We start from the raw sequence: 18,361 nt of genomic DNA on the forward strand, positions 1-18,361 counted from the left end.
GAAGTGAATTCAACGAAGTTAGCGCTAAAACTGGCTGCTAGAAAGGCATTAATTATCCGCAGCTCAGGTTAAGTAGCAAAGCGCCGCAATTAGCGGCGTTTTTTATTGAGAGAGCGACTTCTTCTGTCACAGAGTTGATGTATGATTGGGGCTAATATAAAGGAGAATTATTGTGCAGCTCGTTAAATTATTCGCCATGGCGTTGATGCCTATGCTCAGTGTATCTCAGGCCTCGGCAACGTCATTTTTAGTCTTTGGTGATATGCCCTATACGGAGATAGACAGAGGCATGTTGATGCCAAATGGTGCTCTGCACGAAAAGGTAAATGATATACAGCATGATTTTATTGTGCACGTAGGTGATATGAAATCCGGTGCTGAGCCCTGTACAGACCAGCTGCTTAAAGATAATTATGCCCTGATCTCAAATGTAAGTAGTCAACCTTTTGTATTCACGCCCGGAGACAATGATTGGACTGACTGTGACCGTGAAACCCTGAACCCTAGGTTTGATGAATTAGAGAGATTGGATTTCATCCGTAAACACTTTGCGGTGCAAACACCTGAGCTACCGGCCTTTAAACGCCAGCCAACAATACCAGAAAATCAATCTTGGATAGTGGATGATGTGCAGTTTTTAACTTTGCATGTGCCTGGTACCAACAACGGTCGCAGACAAATCTTATTATCCGATAAAAAAGTAGTGCACGAAGAATCTCATCGTCGTGATGTAGAGAATATTAAGTGGTTGGACAGCTTGTTGACGCCAAACCATAAAGCCGCGGTGATATTTCTACAAGCCGACCTATATCAAAAAGAGAAGCATTCAGGACGTTGTGATAAACACTCGAAAGCTCAGTGCGATGGCTATCAATTATATCGAGAGACACTTGCAGAGTATGCAGCTCAACTCAGTTATCCGTTGCTGTTGATACATGGAGATACGGGAGAGTTTTGCTTTTCTGAACAGTCAAAAAATTTATGGCGTCTTAACGCCCCTGGCGACTTTCAATATTTAGATATTGCAAAGGTTAAAGTTAAGGGAGGTAAAAAGAAGCCGTTTAAGGCAACACGGCTTCTTTCGCAAGATAAAATAGCTAAATGCAAGGGGCTGTAAAGCCCCTTTACACACTTTTTACGCAGCTGTACATGAAGCGTAGCGCGAATAGCTTGCCGTAACTACAGTAAAAGCTCGCGTTGTTTATTGTGGCTTTCAAACTGCTCTTGCTTGACTGTATTGACAAAATGCCACTCACTTTCTACCTTCTCTTTTGTGAAATTAAGCGTTAGATAACCACGCTGATGAATATTGGCATATTCAAGGTCATCGACTAGTAATTGCAATACCTCAGCGAATTGTAGCGCCTGCTCATCGCCTAATTGCAAGTAATACTCAAGCCCTGGAGAGCTGACTGACGCTGTCGCATATTCTTGACCACAAACGGCTCCGCTTGCATCGCAGAGCTTACCTGACCAGGCGTTGTGCGTATCTCCAGCAACGACTACTAAGTTTTTATTGGCCGCTTTTGCTGTTTGTAAAATTACTTCACGTTCAATCGGGTAGCCGTCCCATGCATCCAAATTATATGGTACGGTATACGTGACTCGCGCTTTTTCTTGTGCAGACAATGTTGAGTCACCAGCAAGCAGCCTGCCCTTTATTTGAGCAAGCTCAGTTAGTTGCGTCGGCATTTGTGTGGAAGGGTTGGCAAGAGACATGAGCAGCTCGACTGGGATCATCATTTTAGTCATCAATACTTGTTGCCCTAAAACTTGCCATTTCGCTGTTGAATTTTTCAAATTATCGGTGAGCCAAGTCAATTGGTTTACGCCTAAAAGCTGTTGCGAAGGCGCGGTGAGATCCGCCTGAAATCCGGCAAAATCCACTTGTCCTGTTGTAGGGTCAATATAATCTTGATAGTCGAGTGCTTTAACGCGGCTCTCGTGACGGGTATCTAGCATATAAAGTGATAACAAGTCGCCAAATTCAAATTTACGATAGAGGCTCTCGAGTTGGTCCTTAACCATCGGACGCACAGGCATCCATTCATAGTAGGCTTGCAGCGCAGCAAGTTTGCGGGCAGCGTACTCCCCTTCTCCCTCGTTATGGTTCTCAGCGCCATCCATGTATGAGTCATTGCATACTTCATGGTCGTCCCATACCGCAATGAATGGCGTACTGGCGTGGAGAGCTTGCAGACCAAGGTCCGTACGATATTTTGCATAGCGACGACGATAATCATTTAATGTAATAATCTCGCTCGCATTATCTGCATCCAGCCCTCGCCCCATGGCGTCGGCATTTTCAGTGGCGTACCCACCCATACCATATTCGTATATGTAATCACCTAAGTGTAACACCGCGTCTAAATCGCTGCGTTTTGCAGCCTCTGCATAAACATGAAAGTAACCTGCCGGATAATTTGCACAAGACATGACGGCAAGTTTTACCTGAGTTACATCGTTGACGGGCAAGGTTTTGCATTTACCTATGGGTGAATGCGTTTCCTTAGTGACGAAGCGATAAAAGTAGCGGCTATTTGCAACAAGGCCATTAAGATCTACTTTAACGGTGTAATCGTTTTTTGCTAATGCGGCAAGCTGGTGGCTTTGTAGTAAGACACCAAAATCTTCTGATTCTGATACTTGTAGAGTGACATCCACACTGTTAGGTGTACCTTCAGGAGTGACTCGCGTCCATAATATAACGCTATCAGCTAAAGGATCGCCACTTGCGACACCATGGTTAAATGCGACAGCAAAATCGTTACTCGCAACCGCTTTACTATTACTACTGCCGCAGCCAACTAACGAAACGCTAATTGTTGCTGCGCCAACGCCCATTAATGCACTTTTAATAAAATCTCGACGGGTAAAACTTGCCATTATTATTGTTCCTTAACTGCAAAATGCGCCATATTGGGCGCACTTATCTACTACTTGAAGGAACTAGCTTAGTTAAGCATTATTACAATTTAACGATTGGTCTTAATTAGTGCGGATTTGGAACAACGCGATTTCTGCCACTGCTTTTGGCCTCTAGTAACATCGTATCTGCACGACGAATAATGCTTTCAACGCCAGACTCACCTGCGCCAAATTCAGCAACCCCAAATGAGCTGGTAATATCGACCTCTTCACCGACCGCAATTTGAAATGATGCCTGCTCTATCATAATGCGTGCCCGCTCGGCGACTAAGATTGCCCCCTCTAAGCCAGTATTAGGGAGTACCAGAGCAAATTCCTCTCCACCTAGCCGAGCTATTAAATCCGTGTCTCGTAACATGTCAGAGAGTCGCGAGCTCACGTGAACCAGCACTAGGTCTCCCGCTTCATGGCCAAATTGCTCGTTAATTGCACGGAAATTATCGAGGTCGGTCAGTATCACACTAAATGGTGTTCTGTAACGTTCATATAACCTAATTTGACTGTCAACTTTATCGCTTAACTGCCTACGACTGGCGACGCCCGTTAATGGGTCAGTTTTAGTAATAAAATCGAGCTCTTTACGTAAGTGATCGAGTTCGCTATGCATCGCTTTTGTTGTGGTAATGTTATCTCCGTAGATAACGAAGGCATCATTCTGCAGCGAAAAACATCGTAATCTGAAGAACTCACCACTTAAGGTATCAATTTCAATTTCTGGATAGTCTAATTCACGCCCGTTGCTTAAGCCTAAAAACCATTCCGTGAGTTCATCCCCGTCGATTCTATCATCAAACGTATCGTCTGTTTGTGGGTCGAAGATATTACTCAGTGTGCGTCCTGTTATGTGAGACGAGGGTTGTCCAATTAGCTTCGCCATTGCTTTATTGCAAAATTCAAGAACCGACTTGTTGCTAACAATAGCAACTGCATCGTCACTTTTATTGAGCACTTCACTCAGTAGGGATTGTAAATGGTTAGCGTTAGACATAATTTAATTCCGTTAGGCTTTTTGTTATTTTAAATCAATCGGGAAGATTTATCTTAGATCTCGCGCAAATCACACAAAAAAGACATTTTGATTTCGTTATCTACATCAATTGATTCTAATTTAGCACCAATCATATTCCATTTCACTTATGTTTAATGCAACAAATGAAACGTATAGTTACCTCCATACACAAAGGAGGAACTATGTTAAAACCAACGCAACTCGCAACGATTATTTCTGCTTTGCTATTGCTAAGTGCATGTGGCGAAGCTGAGCAGGCAAGCAGTCAAACTCCGCCTCTTCAACCAATTGATGTAGCACCAACACCGCAAATTAGCATTGCTGATTGGCACACCTATACAACACGCCTTTCTTCTCCAAACGAAGTCGCACTTCGCGCTCGGGTCACAGGAGTTATCGGCTCGGTAAACTTCAAAGAAGGAGATACGGTGCACCAAGGCGATGTTTTATTTGAGCTGGACGATAGAACTTTCTTGGCTGAGGTTGCCAGTCTTGCCGCACAAGTGAAACGTGCCGAAGCGGCCCTTTCGCAAGCAAAAAGTGAGTCAGCGCGTGCGCTTCGATTAAGCAAGCAAAAAGCGATTTCAACCGAAGAAGTCGATGCCCGTGTTTCGCTTACCGCACAGCGTGAAGCCGAACTAGATGCGCTTCGCGCTTCATTTAAAGCAGCTCAACTAAACTTAGAGTTTAGCAAGATCACAGCACCAATCAGCGGCAAAATTTCATTTGCTGAGGTCACTCAAGGTAACACCATTAGAGCAAACGACACCTTGCTTACTACGATAGTCGCAACCGATAAGATGTATGCGTATTTTGATATCGACGAGCGAACTTGGAATAGCCAGTTTGCATCAGTGACGGAAGGTGAGCCGCTTCCTGTGAAATTACAGTTATTGGGCCGTGAGTCACAGCCAGTCATGGGTGAGCTAGACTTTATTGACAACGCCATCGATGACCACTCCGGAACCCTAAAAGTACGCGCTTCTTTTGATAACCATAGTGGACAATTACGACCTGGCTCGTTTGCGCGAGTGAGTCTTTCATCCGGTGAGCAAAACGATCGAGTATTAATTCCAGACCGCGCAGTGGGTACGGATCTTAAAAATCGCTTTGTTCTTGTCGTCAACGACGCGAATACACTTGAATATCGTCTGATCACACTCGGTAATCGCTATGGCGAATTTCGTGCAGTTGAATCGGGTTTAGCCGCAGGAGAGCGTATCGCGGTGAATGGCCCAGCGCGTGTAGGCCCTGGCATGCCGATAAGCCCAAACTCAGTGACGCTTACCTTGCCAGATAACATCGCCGCAGAAGTGGTTGCGATGACGCCAAACGATTCTTCACAAGGATTAAACTAATAATGAAATTTTCCCATTTTTTCATTAAACGGCCTATTTTTGCGGCGATGATGTCGCTTGTGATATTAATCGCAGGAGCCATTTCCCTTTTTCAGCTTCCCGTTAGTGAGTATCCAGAGGTGGTACCGCCGACGGTTGTGGTATCTGCAACTTACCCCGGTGCAAACCCAAAAGTCATTGCTGAAACCGTTGCAACGCCACTTGAGCAAGAGATCAATGGTGTTGAGAACATGCTGTATATGTTTTCTCAAGCAACCAGTGATGGTCGTTTAACGCTTACCGTGACTTTTGCACTTGGTACTGACTTGGACCGCGCCCAAGTTCAAGTACAAAACCGTGTAAATAGCGCTATTCCAAGATTACCGCAAGAAGTACAACGTTTAGGGGTTGTTGCTGAGAAGGCGTCACCAGATCTCACTATGGTGGTGCACTTGGTATCGCCAAGCGGCTCGCATGATACAAGCTACCTCTCTAACTACGCCGATATTTATGTCAAAGATCAGATAGCGCGCTTGCCGGGAGTTGGTGATGTGAAGCTATTCGGCGGCGGTAAATACGCCTTGCGGATATGGCTAAACCCCGAGCAATTGGCTGAAAGAAACTTAACCGCAAGCGATGTGGTTCGAGCAATCCAACAACAAAACCGCCAAGTAGCAGCTGGCTCTTTGGGTGCTCAACCCACAACGAATGAAAATCAATTCCAAATTCTGTTAAACGTTAAAGGGCGTTTGGTAGATACCAGTGAATTTGACAATATTATTGTTAGCGTATCGAGCGATGGCGCGATCACTAGACTCAAAGACATTGGCCGAGTTGAGCTTGGACAAGATAACTACGCGTTAAGGGCTTTGCTAGATGGAAACGAAGCGGTGGCAATGCCGATTTTCCAGCGTCCTGGTTCTAATGCGATAGAGCTGTCGGATCAGGTGCGTGAAACCATGAAAGAGTTATCGACACGTTTTCCTGAAGGGGTTGAGTACGATATTGTTTATGATCCGACAATTTTTGTTCGTGGCTCAATCGATGCGGTAATTTCAACATTATTAGAAGCCATCGTACTTGTGGTATTAGTCGTTATCTTATTCTTGCAAACATGGCGCGCTTCGATTATTCCGCTGGTAGCGGTGCCTGTATCGTTAGTTGGTACCTTTGCTGCAATGCAGTGGCTTGGTGTTTCTATCAATACTTTGTCGTTGTTTGGTTTGGTACTAGCAATCGGTATCGTGGTTGATGATGCCATTGTCGTGGTTGAAAACGTTGAGCGTAATATTGAAAACGGCCTTGCGCCCTTCGAGGCCACTAAACAAGCGATGTCAGAGGTGACAGGCCCTATTATAGCGATTGCATTGGTGCTTTGTGCGGTGTTTATTCCAACTGCTTTTATTACCGGCTTGTCAGGCCAGTTTTACAAACAGTTTGCCCTCACGATCACAATTTCGACGCTGATCTCGGCATTTAACTCATTAACATTATCACCAGCGCTAGCTGCACTACTATTAAAGCCGCACGGTGCTAAACCAGACAAACTCACAGTGGTGTTAGATAAATTGTTTGGTCAGTGGCTATTCAAACCGTTTAATCGCTTTTTTGATAAGGCAGCTCACGGCTATGTTGGACTAGTAAAAAAACTTATTAGACTGAGCACCATTGTGTTGGTGGTTTATTTAGGGTTAATTTTTGCTACTACTAAGTTGTTTAGCACCATCCCTGGTGGCTTTATTCCACAACAGGACAAACAGTATCTTGTTGCGATTGCCCAACTGCCAGACGCTGCGAGTTTGGATAGAACAGAAGCCGTTGTACGTGAGATGGAACAAATTGCATTACAGACTCCAGGCGTTTTACATTCCGTGTCTTTCCCTGGGCTTTCAGTAAATGGTTTTACAAACAGCCCAAATAGCGGGATTGTATTTGTTGCCCTAGATAAATTTGAAAATCGCACATCGCCAGAGTTGTATGCGTCTTCAATCGCTGCGCAGCTTAATCAGAAGTTTGCCATCATAGATGAAGCGTTTGTCGCGGTTTTCCCACCGCCACCAATACAAGGGTTAGGCACCACAGGTGGATTTAAACTGCAAATTGAAGATAGAGCAAACCTTGGCTTTGAGAAGCTATTCTCTGACTTACAAGCAGTGATCGCAAAAGCACAGCAGCAACCGGAGCTAATGGGACTGTACTCAAGCTTTAGGATCCAAGTACCACAAATGGACATTGATATCGACCGTGAGCAAGCAATGGTACAAGGCGTACCGCTCGAGGAAGTGTTTAATGCATTACAGATCTATTTAGGTTCAATGTACGTCAATGACTTTAACTTATTTGGTCGCACTTATCAGGTTACCGCTCAGGCTGACGCGAACTTTCGCTCAGATCCTGCACAGATTCTGTCTTACAAAGTAAGAAACAACTACGGTCAAATGGTGCCACTTGGCGCGGTACTCAAAGTCACGCCGACAACGGGGCCTGATCGTGTTATGCACTATAACGGGTATCCTACCGCCGAGTTAAATGGCAGCCCTGCGCCCGGCTACTCTTCGGATCAAGCGCAAATGGCAATCGAAGCGGTGCTAAACGAAACGCTTAGCGAAGGCATGGCATTTGAGTGGACTGAAGTCACCTATCAGCAGATCCTCGCGGGTAACGTGATGGTGTATATCTTCCCACTGGTTGTACTCTTGGTGTTTATGGTTTTGGCATCGCAATACGAAAGCCTAAAGCTACCATTTGCAATCATCCTCATTGTGCCAATGACCATACTGTCAGCATTGGTAGGGGTGTGGCTAACTGGCGGCGATAATAATATCTTTACCCAAATTGCTCTTATCGTTTTGGTTGCTTTAGCGTGTAAAAACGCAATCCTAATGGTGGAATTTGCCAAAGAAGAGTATGAGCAAGGCAAAACTAATTTGGAGTCAATTATTGAGGCATGTAAACTACGTTTACGTCCTATTCTGATGACGTCGATTGCCTTTACTGCAGGGGTTGTACCTCTGGTACTTGCAACTGGTGCGGGTGCTGAAATGCGCGAAACCATGGGGATTGCAGTATTCTCAGGAATGATAGGGGTTACCTTATTTGGTCTATTGTTTACGCCTATTTTCTTTATGGCGATGACGAAGCGATTATACATGCCAAGAATACGTGAAGCGCAGAGTGCCCCCAATACCATTCCAGTAAAGGATTAATAACTTGTAATCATGTTTAAAGGCCCATTGGGCCTTTTTTATGCTGCTTTTTATTGCCTTGTAACCGCACTATTCACCTTAACTTCATCCGTTTACGCTAAATTATCAGATACCGTCTTTTTCTCGCCGGAGTCTGTTTATGAAATCCAAAATTGCCTTTGCTGTTTTAATTAGCGCTGTTCTCAGTGCCTGTGGCGAGGACATCTCAAATCGTAAAATTGAGCTTAGTGAAACACTTAGCCGTTATCAATGTGATAATGATTCGGTGATAAAAGTTGACTACAACGACAGTGATAAGGCAACTGTCCATTTTAACGAACAGGTGGTTAAGATGAAGATTGCGCGCTCAGCCAGCGGTGCAAAATATCAAGGTGATGGGTTTGTGTGGTGGACAAAAAATGATGAAGGTATGTTGCTTAGACAGGAAGAAGATAAAAACAACCGCATCATCGCACGTTGCGAGATGCGGCCCAATGAAGCCTTAACAGTGAAGGCGCAATCAAACTGATTATAAATGCTCGTCCCAATAGGCAACGTCACTTATATAGAATTAGGATGTCTTATACCGACAACTTTTCAGGTGTAGCTAAAGTACTTTTTACAAACTCAATGGCAGCGCTTACATTAGCAAATAAAACTTGATCTAATGGCTCTGGCATGCCAATTTCTTTGCGCATTTTTTCAATCTGGCTTTTCGCAATTGCCGACTTCAACACATACGCAGCACTAACACAGCCTAACTGCAAACAGCGCTTTGCTGTATTTACCAGTAACTTGTAGGCTTCTGGTGTCGCAGCTATGGCCTTTTCGGAATAACTCACGTAACCCCATGTCGAAGAATGGATCTCGGCTCGACATTGCTCTAATGCCCTAGAAAAATAATGGATCATAGACTCATTAATATTTCCTTCGAAACAGGCAAAGAGGATATTTTGCTCGGCCCAGAGGGTTACTTTCCCGCACCGAGTTTGATAACTATATTTTGACATTAATCCTTATCCGGCTCCTTTCGAAGTGCGGATTATACATCAGCACGACAAGGTTAAAAAAGAGCAATTGCTACTTTTTTAACCTAAATCGCATATTACGCTTATGGCTCAGCGAGTTGCTGTTTCGCTGCCTCAGATTCTTCTTTTAGGTAGTTGTTAAACGACAAGCCTAAAAACTGCGGTAAAGTTGCGCTAATTGCCAAGGAAGACAAAGTACCAATGAGAATGCCACAACACAACGCCATGGCAAAACTATTAAGTCCTGCGCCGCCTAACCACCATATCGCTAACACCGTTGTGAGCGTCGTTAATGAGGTGATAAGCGTGCGGCTCATTGAATCCTTTATCGCTTGGTCTATGGTATTGCCCACGGGACTGGTTTTCCACTGCTCTTCGAACAAGAGCTCTCTAACTCTGTCACCAATCACAATCGAATCGTTGAGTGAGTAACCAATAATCGCCAGCAGCGCTGCAAGCACGGTTAAGTCAAATTCTACTTGCGTTATTGCAAACAAACCTAGCGTCACAATCACATCATGAAAAAGCGCGATACTTGCGGAGACCGCTAAGCGCCACTCAAATCTAAACGCCAAGTAAAACAATACACTAAGTAATGCGAATATACCAGCAAGGCCACCTTGCTCAATTAACTCATTACCCACCTGCGCACCAAGATAACTGGCGTCTAATACGCTTGCTTGCCATTGTGTTTCAATTCCTTCTATCCACTGTTTGACGTGTGTTTCATCGGTGGACTGAGGGGTTTGGAAAACTCGCCAGCTACCATCGTTTTGTAGAGAGATTCGCGCATCTTGAACACCAAGCTCAGCTAGCTTGTTTTGCATTTCTGTTTGGCTCGTTTGCTTGGGTAAATCGATAACCGTAACGTAACCGCCGGTAAAGTCTTGGCCTAATACAATGCCTTTTTGAGTGATGGCTATGAGACTTGCAAGGACAAGTAACAATCCAGAAATTAGCCCGACGAATCTTGCCTTTTGCGTTTTACTTGTCATTTTACTTTGCGCCTTTACGTGATTTTGAATAAAGAGATTCTGATAACATACCGGAGACGACCACACCGGCGAAAATACTGGTTACTATGCCCAGCGCCAAAGTGATCGCGAACCCTTTCACTGGTCCATAACCGATACTAAGTAGGATAAGAGCAGTTATCATCGTGGTTAAGTTGGCATCGATAATACTCGACATGGCTTGCTGATAACCTTGCTTTAATGCAGTAACCATCCCAATGCCTTTACGCCTTAATTCGCGAACGCGCTCAAAAATAATAACATTGGTGTCGACGGCCATACCGATAGTCAAAACTAGGCCCGCAATGCCGGGTAAGGTAAGCACAACACCAGGAAGCAGCGACATTAATCCAATCAGGCAAACTAAGTTTACCAGTAATGAGGTAATGGCCACTGCGCCTAGCTTGCGATACCATACTGCCATAAACAGCAAAGTTAGGCTTAGCCCTAACGCCAAAGCTTTAAAGCCGCTTTCAATATTCTTTTCGCCCAATGAAGGACCAATGGTTTGCTCTTTCACAATGGTGATTGGTGCGTCAAGAGAACCCGCCCGCAACAATAATGCTAACTCTTGCGCGCGTTCCATTGACTGCATATTGGTAATACTGAATCGGGTATTTAATACTTGTTGAATAGTGGCGACTGAAATTACCTCCGTTTTGCGCCTAATCTCTCCTTTTGGATCCGCGTAATATTCGCTGAATACGGTAGCCATTGGTTTACCAACATTGTTTCTAGAAAATCGGTTTATCTTTTCACCGCCTTGAGAAGATAAGAATAGTTGCACTAAAGGCTTGCCGTATTCATCTCTTCCTGCTGTTGCGGACTCTATTTCATCCCCGCCAAAAATGGCAACTGGGTCGACTGAAACCAAAGCGCCAGATTTATCCTTTAATTTTTGACCTCCCATTTCTTGTAATGCATGAAATGAAAGCTTTGCTGTGGCGCCGATAATACGCTTGGCTTGTTCTGGGTCTTGCACGCCAGGTAATTCGATTCGTATATAGTTAGTGCCTTGACGTTGCGTAACTGCTTCTGTGATCCCGAGTTCCTCAATACGCGAACGTAAAGTAGATAGCGCTTGGGTCATTAACTGCTTATCGAACTCTGCTTTTTTCGCTTCGGCAAAACGGAAATTAACTCTCGTTAAACTGCCTTGTTTATGAGTTGTACTGGTAAATTGTGGATAGAGTTCGCGCAGTGTCGCAGTAAGTGCTACGAGTTCATTTTGCCCTTGCGCTTTCGCTATGACCTCAACCTGCTCGCCACTGATAACTTGAGGAATAGATAGGTTACGATAACGATTTTTGATCCGTAGGCTATTGGCTTCGTCTGCGAGTGACTGCAGTTTATTTTGCGCCGCTTGCTCTGTGTCAACCTTGAGTACGAACAACACACCGCCGTCCAAGTCTAGTCCGAGCTTGATAGGTTTGAGTCCAGTGCTTTCTAACCACTGTGGCATCGTTGAAGCACTAACAACCTTAACACTTAGCTTGGAGTGAGACTCAGCCATATAAGCACGCGCTTCGGCGGTTAGCGTGCGGTTTTCAAGTTCAACTAAGTAGCCACCTTGATGAGACTCGATTTGCTTGACTTTGAATCCCTCTCCTTCTAGCTGAGATTTAAGCTCAGGCAGCGATAGAGACACTACCTCGTTACTACTTGCTTGAATTTGAATCAAATTCTTATTGGGATACAAGTTTGGTAGTGCACAAAGGATCAACAAGAACACAATAAGCGCAGTAAAAAAGCGTTTTGCACGCGCGGTTGCTCCACGAGAGGTTGATGGCCTCGTTGGCGAATTTATATCTTTCATATTTTTCTCATTATCTATCTGAGCGATACCGATTTGCTAACGAATACTGGTCATACAGACGTTAGGGTGCTGGTATCAAAACTACTATTTGGGTACTTTATTGGTAGTAGATAATGATTAAGAGGCGAAGTTGAGACTGCCTTTGAAGGTTAAGTTTGCCGGCTTACAGTTGTCGATAAAGCCATTGTTTGGCCGAGTATCACACATATACCAAGGTACAGGTTTAGGTCTATTGATGTCATAGACTGAGGCCGGTATATATTTTTCTGCTGCAAGCTCAAATACAAGCGCATATTCGGCTTGTTGTTTAGGATGTAGAAAATAACTAGGGTGGCTAGTACGCTCGCGTTCCGGTAATAAGCCCTTTTCGTGATGCGTGGTTTCACCACTGAGCTTTATTGGACTTGTAGGGCTTGGCTTACTGGGTAACTGATTGGAGTCAGCGAGGCCCTTTTGGGTGATGTTTTCGAAGCTCGTGCTGTGCGTATCAGAAGTATGGGATAAGTGATTATCAGGCGTTCCTGTCGCGCACGCAGCAGCTACCCATAACAACATGAGTAATGACATAACGGCGAAAAGGTTAAAACGCTTCATGAAAACTGATTAAACAACTTATTAGATAAAATTGCGAGATTGGGGCGATAGTAGCAAATTCAAGATAGCGGTATCAATTATAATGAATGTGAGAGGCATAAAAAAACCTCCAACTTGGGAGGTTTTTCTTGTCCAGCGAGTGGATTAAGGATTTACTTGGTCTTTTAGGCCTTTACCTGCTTTGAACGAAGGAATGTTCGCAGCTGGGATTTGGATTTCAGCGCCAGTTTGTGGGTTACGACCAGTACGCGCAGCGCGCTCTTTTACTGAGAATGTGCCAAAACCAACTAAAGCAACAGAACCGCCATCTTTTAGTGTGTTAGTTACTGCGCCAGTAAACGCTTCTAAAGCACGGGTTGCCGCTGCTTTTGAAATCTCTGCGTCTGCCGCCATCTTTTCAACTAGTTGAGCTTTATTCATTATTAGATTCCTATAACTTTATAATTTGCCTAAGCAAAACCTATGTTTATGCATTTTGCGTTTATGTGCAACCCCAAAATTGCGAAATTCGACGAAATATTTATTATTTTATTGCGTTTCGCCCCGGATCCTGTGGGTTTGTAATCAAACGCTATCAATTTGCTGGCAACTGCGCAAGCTTTGTACCCCATAAAATGCGATTAAAACTCACTATCAGGTAGAACCCCACACTCCACAGTGCGCCAAACACTGGCCAAAAAATGTACCAAGGTGTTGAGATAGAAACTACATCAAAGTTAGCTGCACCGAGATAGCTAGGTGGCGCGCAGACCAAAAATACCACTAATAATATCGGCGCTTTGAGCGTTAATAGTTTGGAAAGTGCATTATTTATTGTCAGCACCAATGCTATCCACAAAACCCAAAGCCAAACCGGAAGTAATTCACTACCTTGGTAATTGATGAGCTGAGCTTTGACCGCAATCAATTCAATGCTCATTCCTATGGCGGAACCAACGAGTGCAAGCACCAAATTGAGATGCTTGTTTTGGTGTCCTGCGAGCATAACGAGACAGCCAACCAACATCAACCAAAGCGCATCTGCTTGAAAAAATAATGCAGCAAACCAAATGCTTTGGAAGAGTAGCGCGTTAGTAATCCAATGTTTGAGTACAGACATTGGACTGGTATCTTGGTTTTCTGGCGACTAAATGCACGGCACTAGTTGCTCTTTGTTTAAACGCCCCTTCGCAGTAGCATAAATAAAATTGCCAAAGGCGATAAAAGCGTTCATCGAAACGTTTACCATCAAGCGAAGGCCATGCTTTTTCAAACCGAACACGCCAATCGTATAGCGTTCTGGCATAGTGCAGACCGATATCATGGAGTTCGTGGACAACCATATCGGTGGAATTTACGATTTGCTTGCTCATTTCACTCACGGAAGGAAGACAACCGCCAGGAAAAATGTACTGCTGAATGAAATCCGATTGCTTGAGGTAATGTTGATAACGTTGGCAGGCGATGGTAATGGCCTGAATCAGCATCGCGCCAGTCGGTTTCAGCAAGTCGTTGCATTTGGCAAAAAAGCCCGATAAATAAGCATGTCCAACTGCCTCAATCATTTCGATAGACACCAGCTTGTCGTACTGGCCGTCCAATTCGCGGTAATCTTGTTTTAGTAATGTGATGTGCTGCTGCAACCCTTCTTTTTCAATCAGTGCTTTTACGTAGGCATGCTGCTCTTCTGAAATAGTTGTTGTGGTTATATGGCAGCCGTAGTTTTTTGCAGCATAAACAGCAAATGCGCCCCACCCGGTGCCAATCTCAACAACTTTGTCAGCTGCCTGAAGATCCAAACGCTCACAGATTGCGGCTAACTTATGTTGCTGCGCTTCTTCAAGCGATGCTTCCTTTGAGGGATACACTGCACTAGAGTACAGCATTTCTTCACTTAAAAATGATTCATAAAGGTCGTTACCAAGGTCGTAGTGGGCGACAATGTTACGCTTTGAGCCTTGTTTCGAGTTTTTATTTTTAAGATGCTTTATCTTATTCACAATGCCGGAGAAAAATGCAAACTTATTTTCAAATGCATCTAGCTGAGCTTGGTTTAGGACGAAGATCTCAATCAGTTTGGTTAAATCCGAACAATTCCAGTGACCAAGAATGTAAGATTCACCTGCGCCGACACTGCCGCCAAGTGCAAATAGCTTATACATTTGCGCTGAATGAACATGAATATCAACGCTTAGGCTTGTTTCTGACTCACCAAAACAGTATTTTTGGTCGCCTTCGACAAGTACCACTTTTCCGGTTTCTAAGGTATTCAACGCGCCAAAGACGAGCTTTTTGTACACTCTATCGAATGTAGAAAGCGAAATTGATGAGGATATTGTCGTGGTATTTTCCATCTTATACTCTTCCGGGGTGCCCAACAAAAGGCACTTTTTTTAAAAATAACTTCAACGCTTGCCAGTAGATGCCTTTAGCTATGCTCCATGTCATTGCTGGAAACCGCTTAAGCAATTGATTAATATTTGCTTCATTGAGCTCCTGCTTTTTGAGCGTCATCGTGGCATCAAATAGCAATTCGTCACCTTTTCTGTTTTCAATATGGATTAGCGTATTGCTACCGGGTGGCTTCACTTTCCAGTGGTAGTGCATATCCAAATTCATAAAAGGTGATACGTGAAATTGCTTTTTAAAGTTCACTTCTTTACTTAATTCAACTAAATAAAAATGACGCTCATTCCAAGGCGTATTACTGACCTCAGCGAGCATATGGCTAAAACCAGCCCCCTTCTCGTCTTCAAAAAAGTAGAAATTAACCGGACTGAAGTAAAAGCCTAAACAGCGTATTTGCGCCATTAAATATACTTTTGTTTGTGATGAAACGGGTTTGCCTAGCGAATTTGACTTAGCACGTGCGCGCTCAACTAAGCTTTCGCCTTCTGTGAGGATATAGTCAGCTTGATTGAATTTAAGCAGTTTTAAGCCGGATGTACCAAACTTTGACGAAATACTATTGAGTGCGTCGAGCTCACTTAAATCTAGCCACATCATATACATGGGGTAAGAAAAAGCATGCTTGGCATGAGCGAATCGCCGATGCCGAACTTTTCCCACCAGTATTGCACTGTTCAAAATGAGATACCCAATTGCTCGGCCACATCTACCGCACTTCTCACCCCATCTTCATGAAAGCCGTTGAACCAGTACGCACCACAAAAATAACTATGGTGTTTACCATCGATGTCGGCTTTACGTTTTTGGGCCGCAATGCTGGTGGTATTGAATACCGGATGATGATAGACAAAGCGGCGGATCACTTTGTCTTCAGCTATCCCTTCATCATGATTTAACGTGACACAGTATTGATGTTTGGCATCAAGCCCCTGCAGTATGTTCATTTGGTAGGTGACAACAGCGGCTTTGTCCGTCGCTTCGTTTAATAAATAGTTCCAACTGGCCCACGCCAGCGGACGTTTTGGCAATAAACGGGTGTCAGTGTGCAGCACCACTGAGTTTGCAGTATAAGGAATTGCACCAAGTATCGTTTGTTCATCACTCGATGGAGTATTTAGTAACGCTAAAGCCTGATCGCTATGACATGCAAAGACGACTTTATCGAAGTACTCATTACTACCATCTTTGAAGATGATGGTCACACCAGAGTCATCACGAACTACTGTCTTGATGTCGGCATTAAGCACAATATTGTCTTTAAATTCTGCCACCAATGGTTGAATGTATTCCCTCGAACCACCTGGGATAACATACCATTGAGGGCGATTTGTGATGTCCAAGAGCCCATGGTTGAAGAAAAACTGGACAAAGAATTTAGCTTCAAAGTCGAGCATCTCTTTGATACTGGTTGACCAGATAGCTGCGCCCATTGGCAAGATGTAGTGCAGCTTAAAAAACTCATTAAATTGGTGTTGCTGTAGCAGTTTGCCAAGTGTTTCAACACCTCGATAGTCGTCTTCTTCGTATAATGATTTACAAAGATCATTAAAACGCACAATATCCTTTAGCAATCGCCAGAAGGTTGGCCTCAGTAGGTTACGTTTTTGTGCGAATAGCGTGCGGAGTGAATGGCCATTGTACTCAAACTTCGATTGACTGTTGTGAACACTAAAGCTCATTTCGGTTTCTTGGCGACTAACACCAATTTCAGCCAGCAATTTTTCAAACTTTGGATAGGTTCTGTCGTTAAATACGATAAAGCCGGTATCAACCGCGAGCTTTTCACCTTGGTATTCAACATCAATAGTTGCTGTATGTCCGCCAATATAATCATTTTTTTCAAAAACTTTCACGTCATGTTGACGACTTAAAAGGTATGCTGCGGTCATACCTGAAATACCGCTTCCAATTATTGCAATCTTAGCCACGGGCTATCCTTTTTGCGAGAGGTAACCACAACGAAAACGGCAGTAACCTGAGAAGTTTTAAAAATAGAGTAAATCTTTTTGGGAAATGTATTTCCTTGCTGCGCTTTTCTATTCCTTTGCTAATGTAACTCACGGCCTCATCGACACTTACAATAAATGGCATCGGAAAGTCGTTTTTATCTGTCAACGGCGTTTCTACAAATCCTGGGTGAACTAAGGTCACATCAATGTCTTTTAATGTTGCTGTCAGGGTGCGCGCTAAATAGCTGACAGCCGCTTTCGACGCACCGTACGCTTCGGCGCGAGGCAAAGGTAAAAATGCACTGCTGGAACTTACGATGCAAAGTTGCCCGCCTGATTTAATTTTTGGCAGTAAAACGTCTAGGCAGTGGCCGATTGAGATGACGTTGATATGCATTACCCGCTCAAACAAATAGCCGTCAAATTGGTTGGGATTATCGATATACTCACAACCACCTGCGTTGAGGATCACAAGATCCAAGCCGTCAATATCTTTGAAGTGATCTTCTATCTCTTCGCGGTTTGTTAAATCAAATGCTTTGCTCTTTGCACCTACGCTGCTTTCTAATTCGTCTAACACTTTTTGGTTGCGGCCACAAGCAGTTACTTGATGTGACTGTTTTGCATAAAATTCCGTAAGACCTTTACCTATTCCTGATGTTGCGCCAGTAATTAAGATGTTGCTCATGCCGTGATCCTTTTATCCAATAGCCGAATCACACCACCGAGTAGTGGAACTTGGCGATACAGCATTTGCGCACTGTCAAAGTAATCCCGATGTTGCGCCACTTTTTCGCCAATAAAACTTAAACGACTATGACCATCGACTTCTATGAGCTTACCGCCATTTAGCTTGGGGTGTTGATAGGACATAGTCCAGTAGATAAAGCTGACGTCATCAACTTGATAGGCGTTCGTAACAAGAAATTCGATTTCAGAGACATTTTCATATAACCCCTGAAAATAACTCGTTAGCGCATCAAGTCCTTGAATTTTATGTAAAGGGTCTACGAAACTGATGTCCTCAGTGTAAATTGAAGCCAATTTACCGAGACAGTATTTGTCTATTTCATTATAAATTGCCACGAATCGCTGCGTTCTGTGATCCATACCT

At 43.9% G+C, this 18,361-nt stretch carries 17 protein-coding genes; 4 read left to right on the forward strand and 13 right to left on the reverse strand.

Features of this window, described 5'->3' with window-relative positions:
- Positions 1 to 172: 172 nt before the first annotated feature.
- Positions 173 to 1,117 carry a hypothetical protein gene (locus PNC201_RS19235; protein ID WP_102058062.1) on the forward strand — a complete coding sequence of 315 codons (945 nt, stop codon included), beginning with the start codon at positions 173 to 175 and terminating at the stop codon, positions 1,115 to 1,117.
- 62 nt (positions 1,118 to 1,179) lie between these two features.
- On the opposite strand, the gene PNC201_RS19240 is transcribed toward PNC201_RS19235, so the two are convergent.
- Both PNC201_RS19240 and PNC201_RS19245 read right to left on the reverse strand, forming a co-directional pair.
- A complete protein-coding gene (locus PNC201_RS19240; protein ID WP_102058063.1) occupies positions 1,180 to 2,886 on the reverse strand; it encodes an alkaline phosphatase D family protein in 1,707 nt (568 codons plus the stop codon).
- A 106-nt stretch (positions 2,887 to 2,992) separates the two neighbouring features.
- Entirely contained in the window at positions 2,993 to 3,916 is a 924-nt protein-coding gene (locus PNC201_RS19245; RefSeq protein WP_102058064.1) for a GGDEF domain-containing protein, read from the reverse strand.
- Between the two features lie 203 nt (positions 3,917 to 4,119).
- Here PNC201_RS19245 and PNC201_RS19250 point away from each other — a divergent pair, with 203 nt between their 5' ends.
- From PNC201_RS19250 to PNC201_RS19260, 3 genes are all read left to right on the forward strand, one after another.
- Positions 4,120 to 5,295: an efflux RND transporter periplasmic adaptor subunit gene (locus PNC201_RS19250; RefSeq protein ID WP_102058065.1), complete on the forward strand. Its 1,176-nt coding sequence runs from the start codon at positions 4,120 to 4,122 to the stop codon at positions 5,293 to 5,295.
- Positions 5,296 to 5,297: 2 nt separating this feature from the next.
- Entirely contained in the window at positions 5,298 to 8,480 is a 3,183-nt protein-coding gene (locus PNC201_RS19255; protein ID WP_102058066.1) for an efflux RND transporter permease subunit, read from the forward strand.
- A gap of 139 nt (positions 8,481 to 8,619) precedes the next feature.
- Positions 8,620 to 8,988, forward strand: a complete 369-nt coding sequence (locus PNC201_RS19260; RefSeq protein ID WP_102058067.1) for an MliC family protein — start codon at positions 8,620 to 8,622, stop codon at positions 8,986 to 8,988.
- A gap of 52 nt (positions 8,989 to 9,040) precedes the next feature.
- Here PNC201_RS19260 and PNC201_RS19265 read toward each other — a convergent pair whose 3' ends face one another.
- The 11 genes from PNC201_RS19265 to PNC201_RS19315 form a co-directional block, all read right to left on the reverse strand.
- On the reverse strand, positions 9,041 to 9,370 hold the full coding sequence (locus PNC201_RS19265; RefSeq protein ID WP_233525291.1) for a hypothetical protein: 330 nt from the start codon (positions 9,368 to 9,370) through the stop codon (positions 9,041 to 9,043).
- 200 nt (positions 9,371 to 9,570) lie between these two features.
- Positions 9,571 to 10,482 carry a protein translocase subunit SecF gene (gene secF / locus PNC201_RS19270; protein ID WP_102058069.1) on the reverse strand — a complete coding sequence of 304 codons (912 nt, stop codon included), beginning with the start codon at positions 10,480 to 10,482 and terminating at the stop codon, positions 9,571 to 9,573.
- Position 10,483: 1 nt separating this feature from the next.
- Complete coding sequence (gene secD / locus PNC201_RS19275; RefSeq protein WP_102058070.1) at positions 10,484 to 12,316, reverse strand: protein translocase subunit SecD; 1,833 nt, start codon at positions 12,314 to 12,316, stop codon at positions 10,484 to 10,486.
- Between the two features lie 117 nt (positions 12,317 to 12,433).
- Positions 12,434 to 12,910, reverse strand: a complete 477-nt coding sequence (locus PNC201_RS19280; RefSeq protein ID WP_010605446.1) for a hypothetical protein — start codon at positions 12,908 to 12,910, stop codon at positions 12,434 to 12,436.
- 144 nt (positions 12,911 to 13,054) lie between these two features.
- On the reverse strand, positions 13,055 to 13,330 hold the full coding sequence (locus tag PNC201_RS19285) for an HU family DNA-binding protein (RefSeq protein ID WP_010377204.1): 276 nt from the start codon (positions 13,328 to 13,330) through the stop codon (positions 13,055 to 13,057).
- 154 nt (positions 13,331 to 13,484) lie between these two features.
- Positions 13,485 to 14,009 (reverse strand): DUF2878 domain-containing protein, encoded by a 525-nt coding sequence (locus PNC201_RS19290; RefSeq protein ID WP_102058071.1) that lies wholly within the window; start codon positions 14,007 to 14,009, stop codon positions 13,485 to 13,487.
- Positions 13,981 to 15,243, reverse strand: a complete 1,263-nt coding sequence (locus tag PNC201_RS19295) for an SAM-dependent methyltransferase (RefSeq protein WP_102058072.1) — start codon at positions 15,241 to 15,243, stop codon at positions 13,981 to 13,983. The genes PNC201_RS19290 and PNC201_RS19295 overlap by 29 nt, the downstream gene beginning before the upstream one ends.
- Before the next feature lies 1 nt (position 15,244).
- Positions 15,245 to 15,976 (reverse strand): DUF1365 domain-containing protein, encoded by a 732-nt coding sequence (locus tag PNC201_RS19300; protein ID WP_102058073.1) that lies wholly within the window; start codon positions 15,974 to 15,976, stop codon positions 15,245 to 15,247.
- On the reverse strand, positions 15,973 to 17,226 hold the full coding sequence (locus PNC201_RS19305) for an NAD(P)/FAD-dependent oxidoreductase (protein WP_102058074.1): 1,254 nt from the start codon (positions 17,224 to 17,226) through the stop codon (positions 15,973 to 15,975). The genes PNC201_RS19300 and PNC201_RS19305 overlap by 4 nt, the downstream gene beginning before the upstream one ends.
- A complete protein-coding gene (locus PNC201_RS19310; RefSeq protein WP_102058075.1) occupies positions 17,219 to 17,935 on the reverse strand; it encodes an SDR family NAD(P)-dependent oxidoreductase in 717 nt (238 codons plus the stop codon). Before PNC201_RS19310 ends, PNC201_RS19305 begins: the two co-directional genes overlap by 8 nt.
- A complete protein-coding gene (locus tag PNC201_RS19315) occupies positions 17,932 to 18,357 on the reverse strand; it encodes a nuclear transport factor 2 family protein (RefSeq protein ID WP_039495225.1) in 426 nt (141 codons plus the stop codon). Before PNC201_RS19315 ends, PNC201_RS19310 begins: the two co-directional genes overlap by 4 nt.
- Positions 18,358 to 18,361: the final 4 nt, after the last annotated feature.

This window comes from Pseudoalteromonas sp. NC201 (assembly GCF_002850255.1).
In the GTDB taxonomy this organism is placed as follows: Bacteria; Pseudomonadota; Gammaproteobacteria; order Enterobacterales; family Alteromonadaceae; genus Pseudoalteromonas.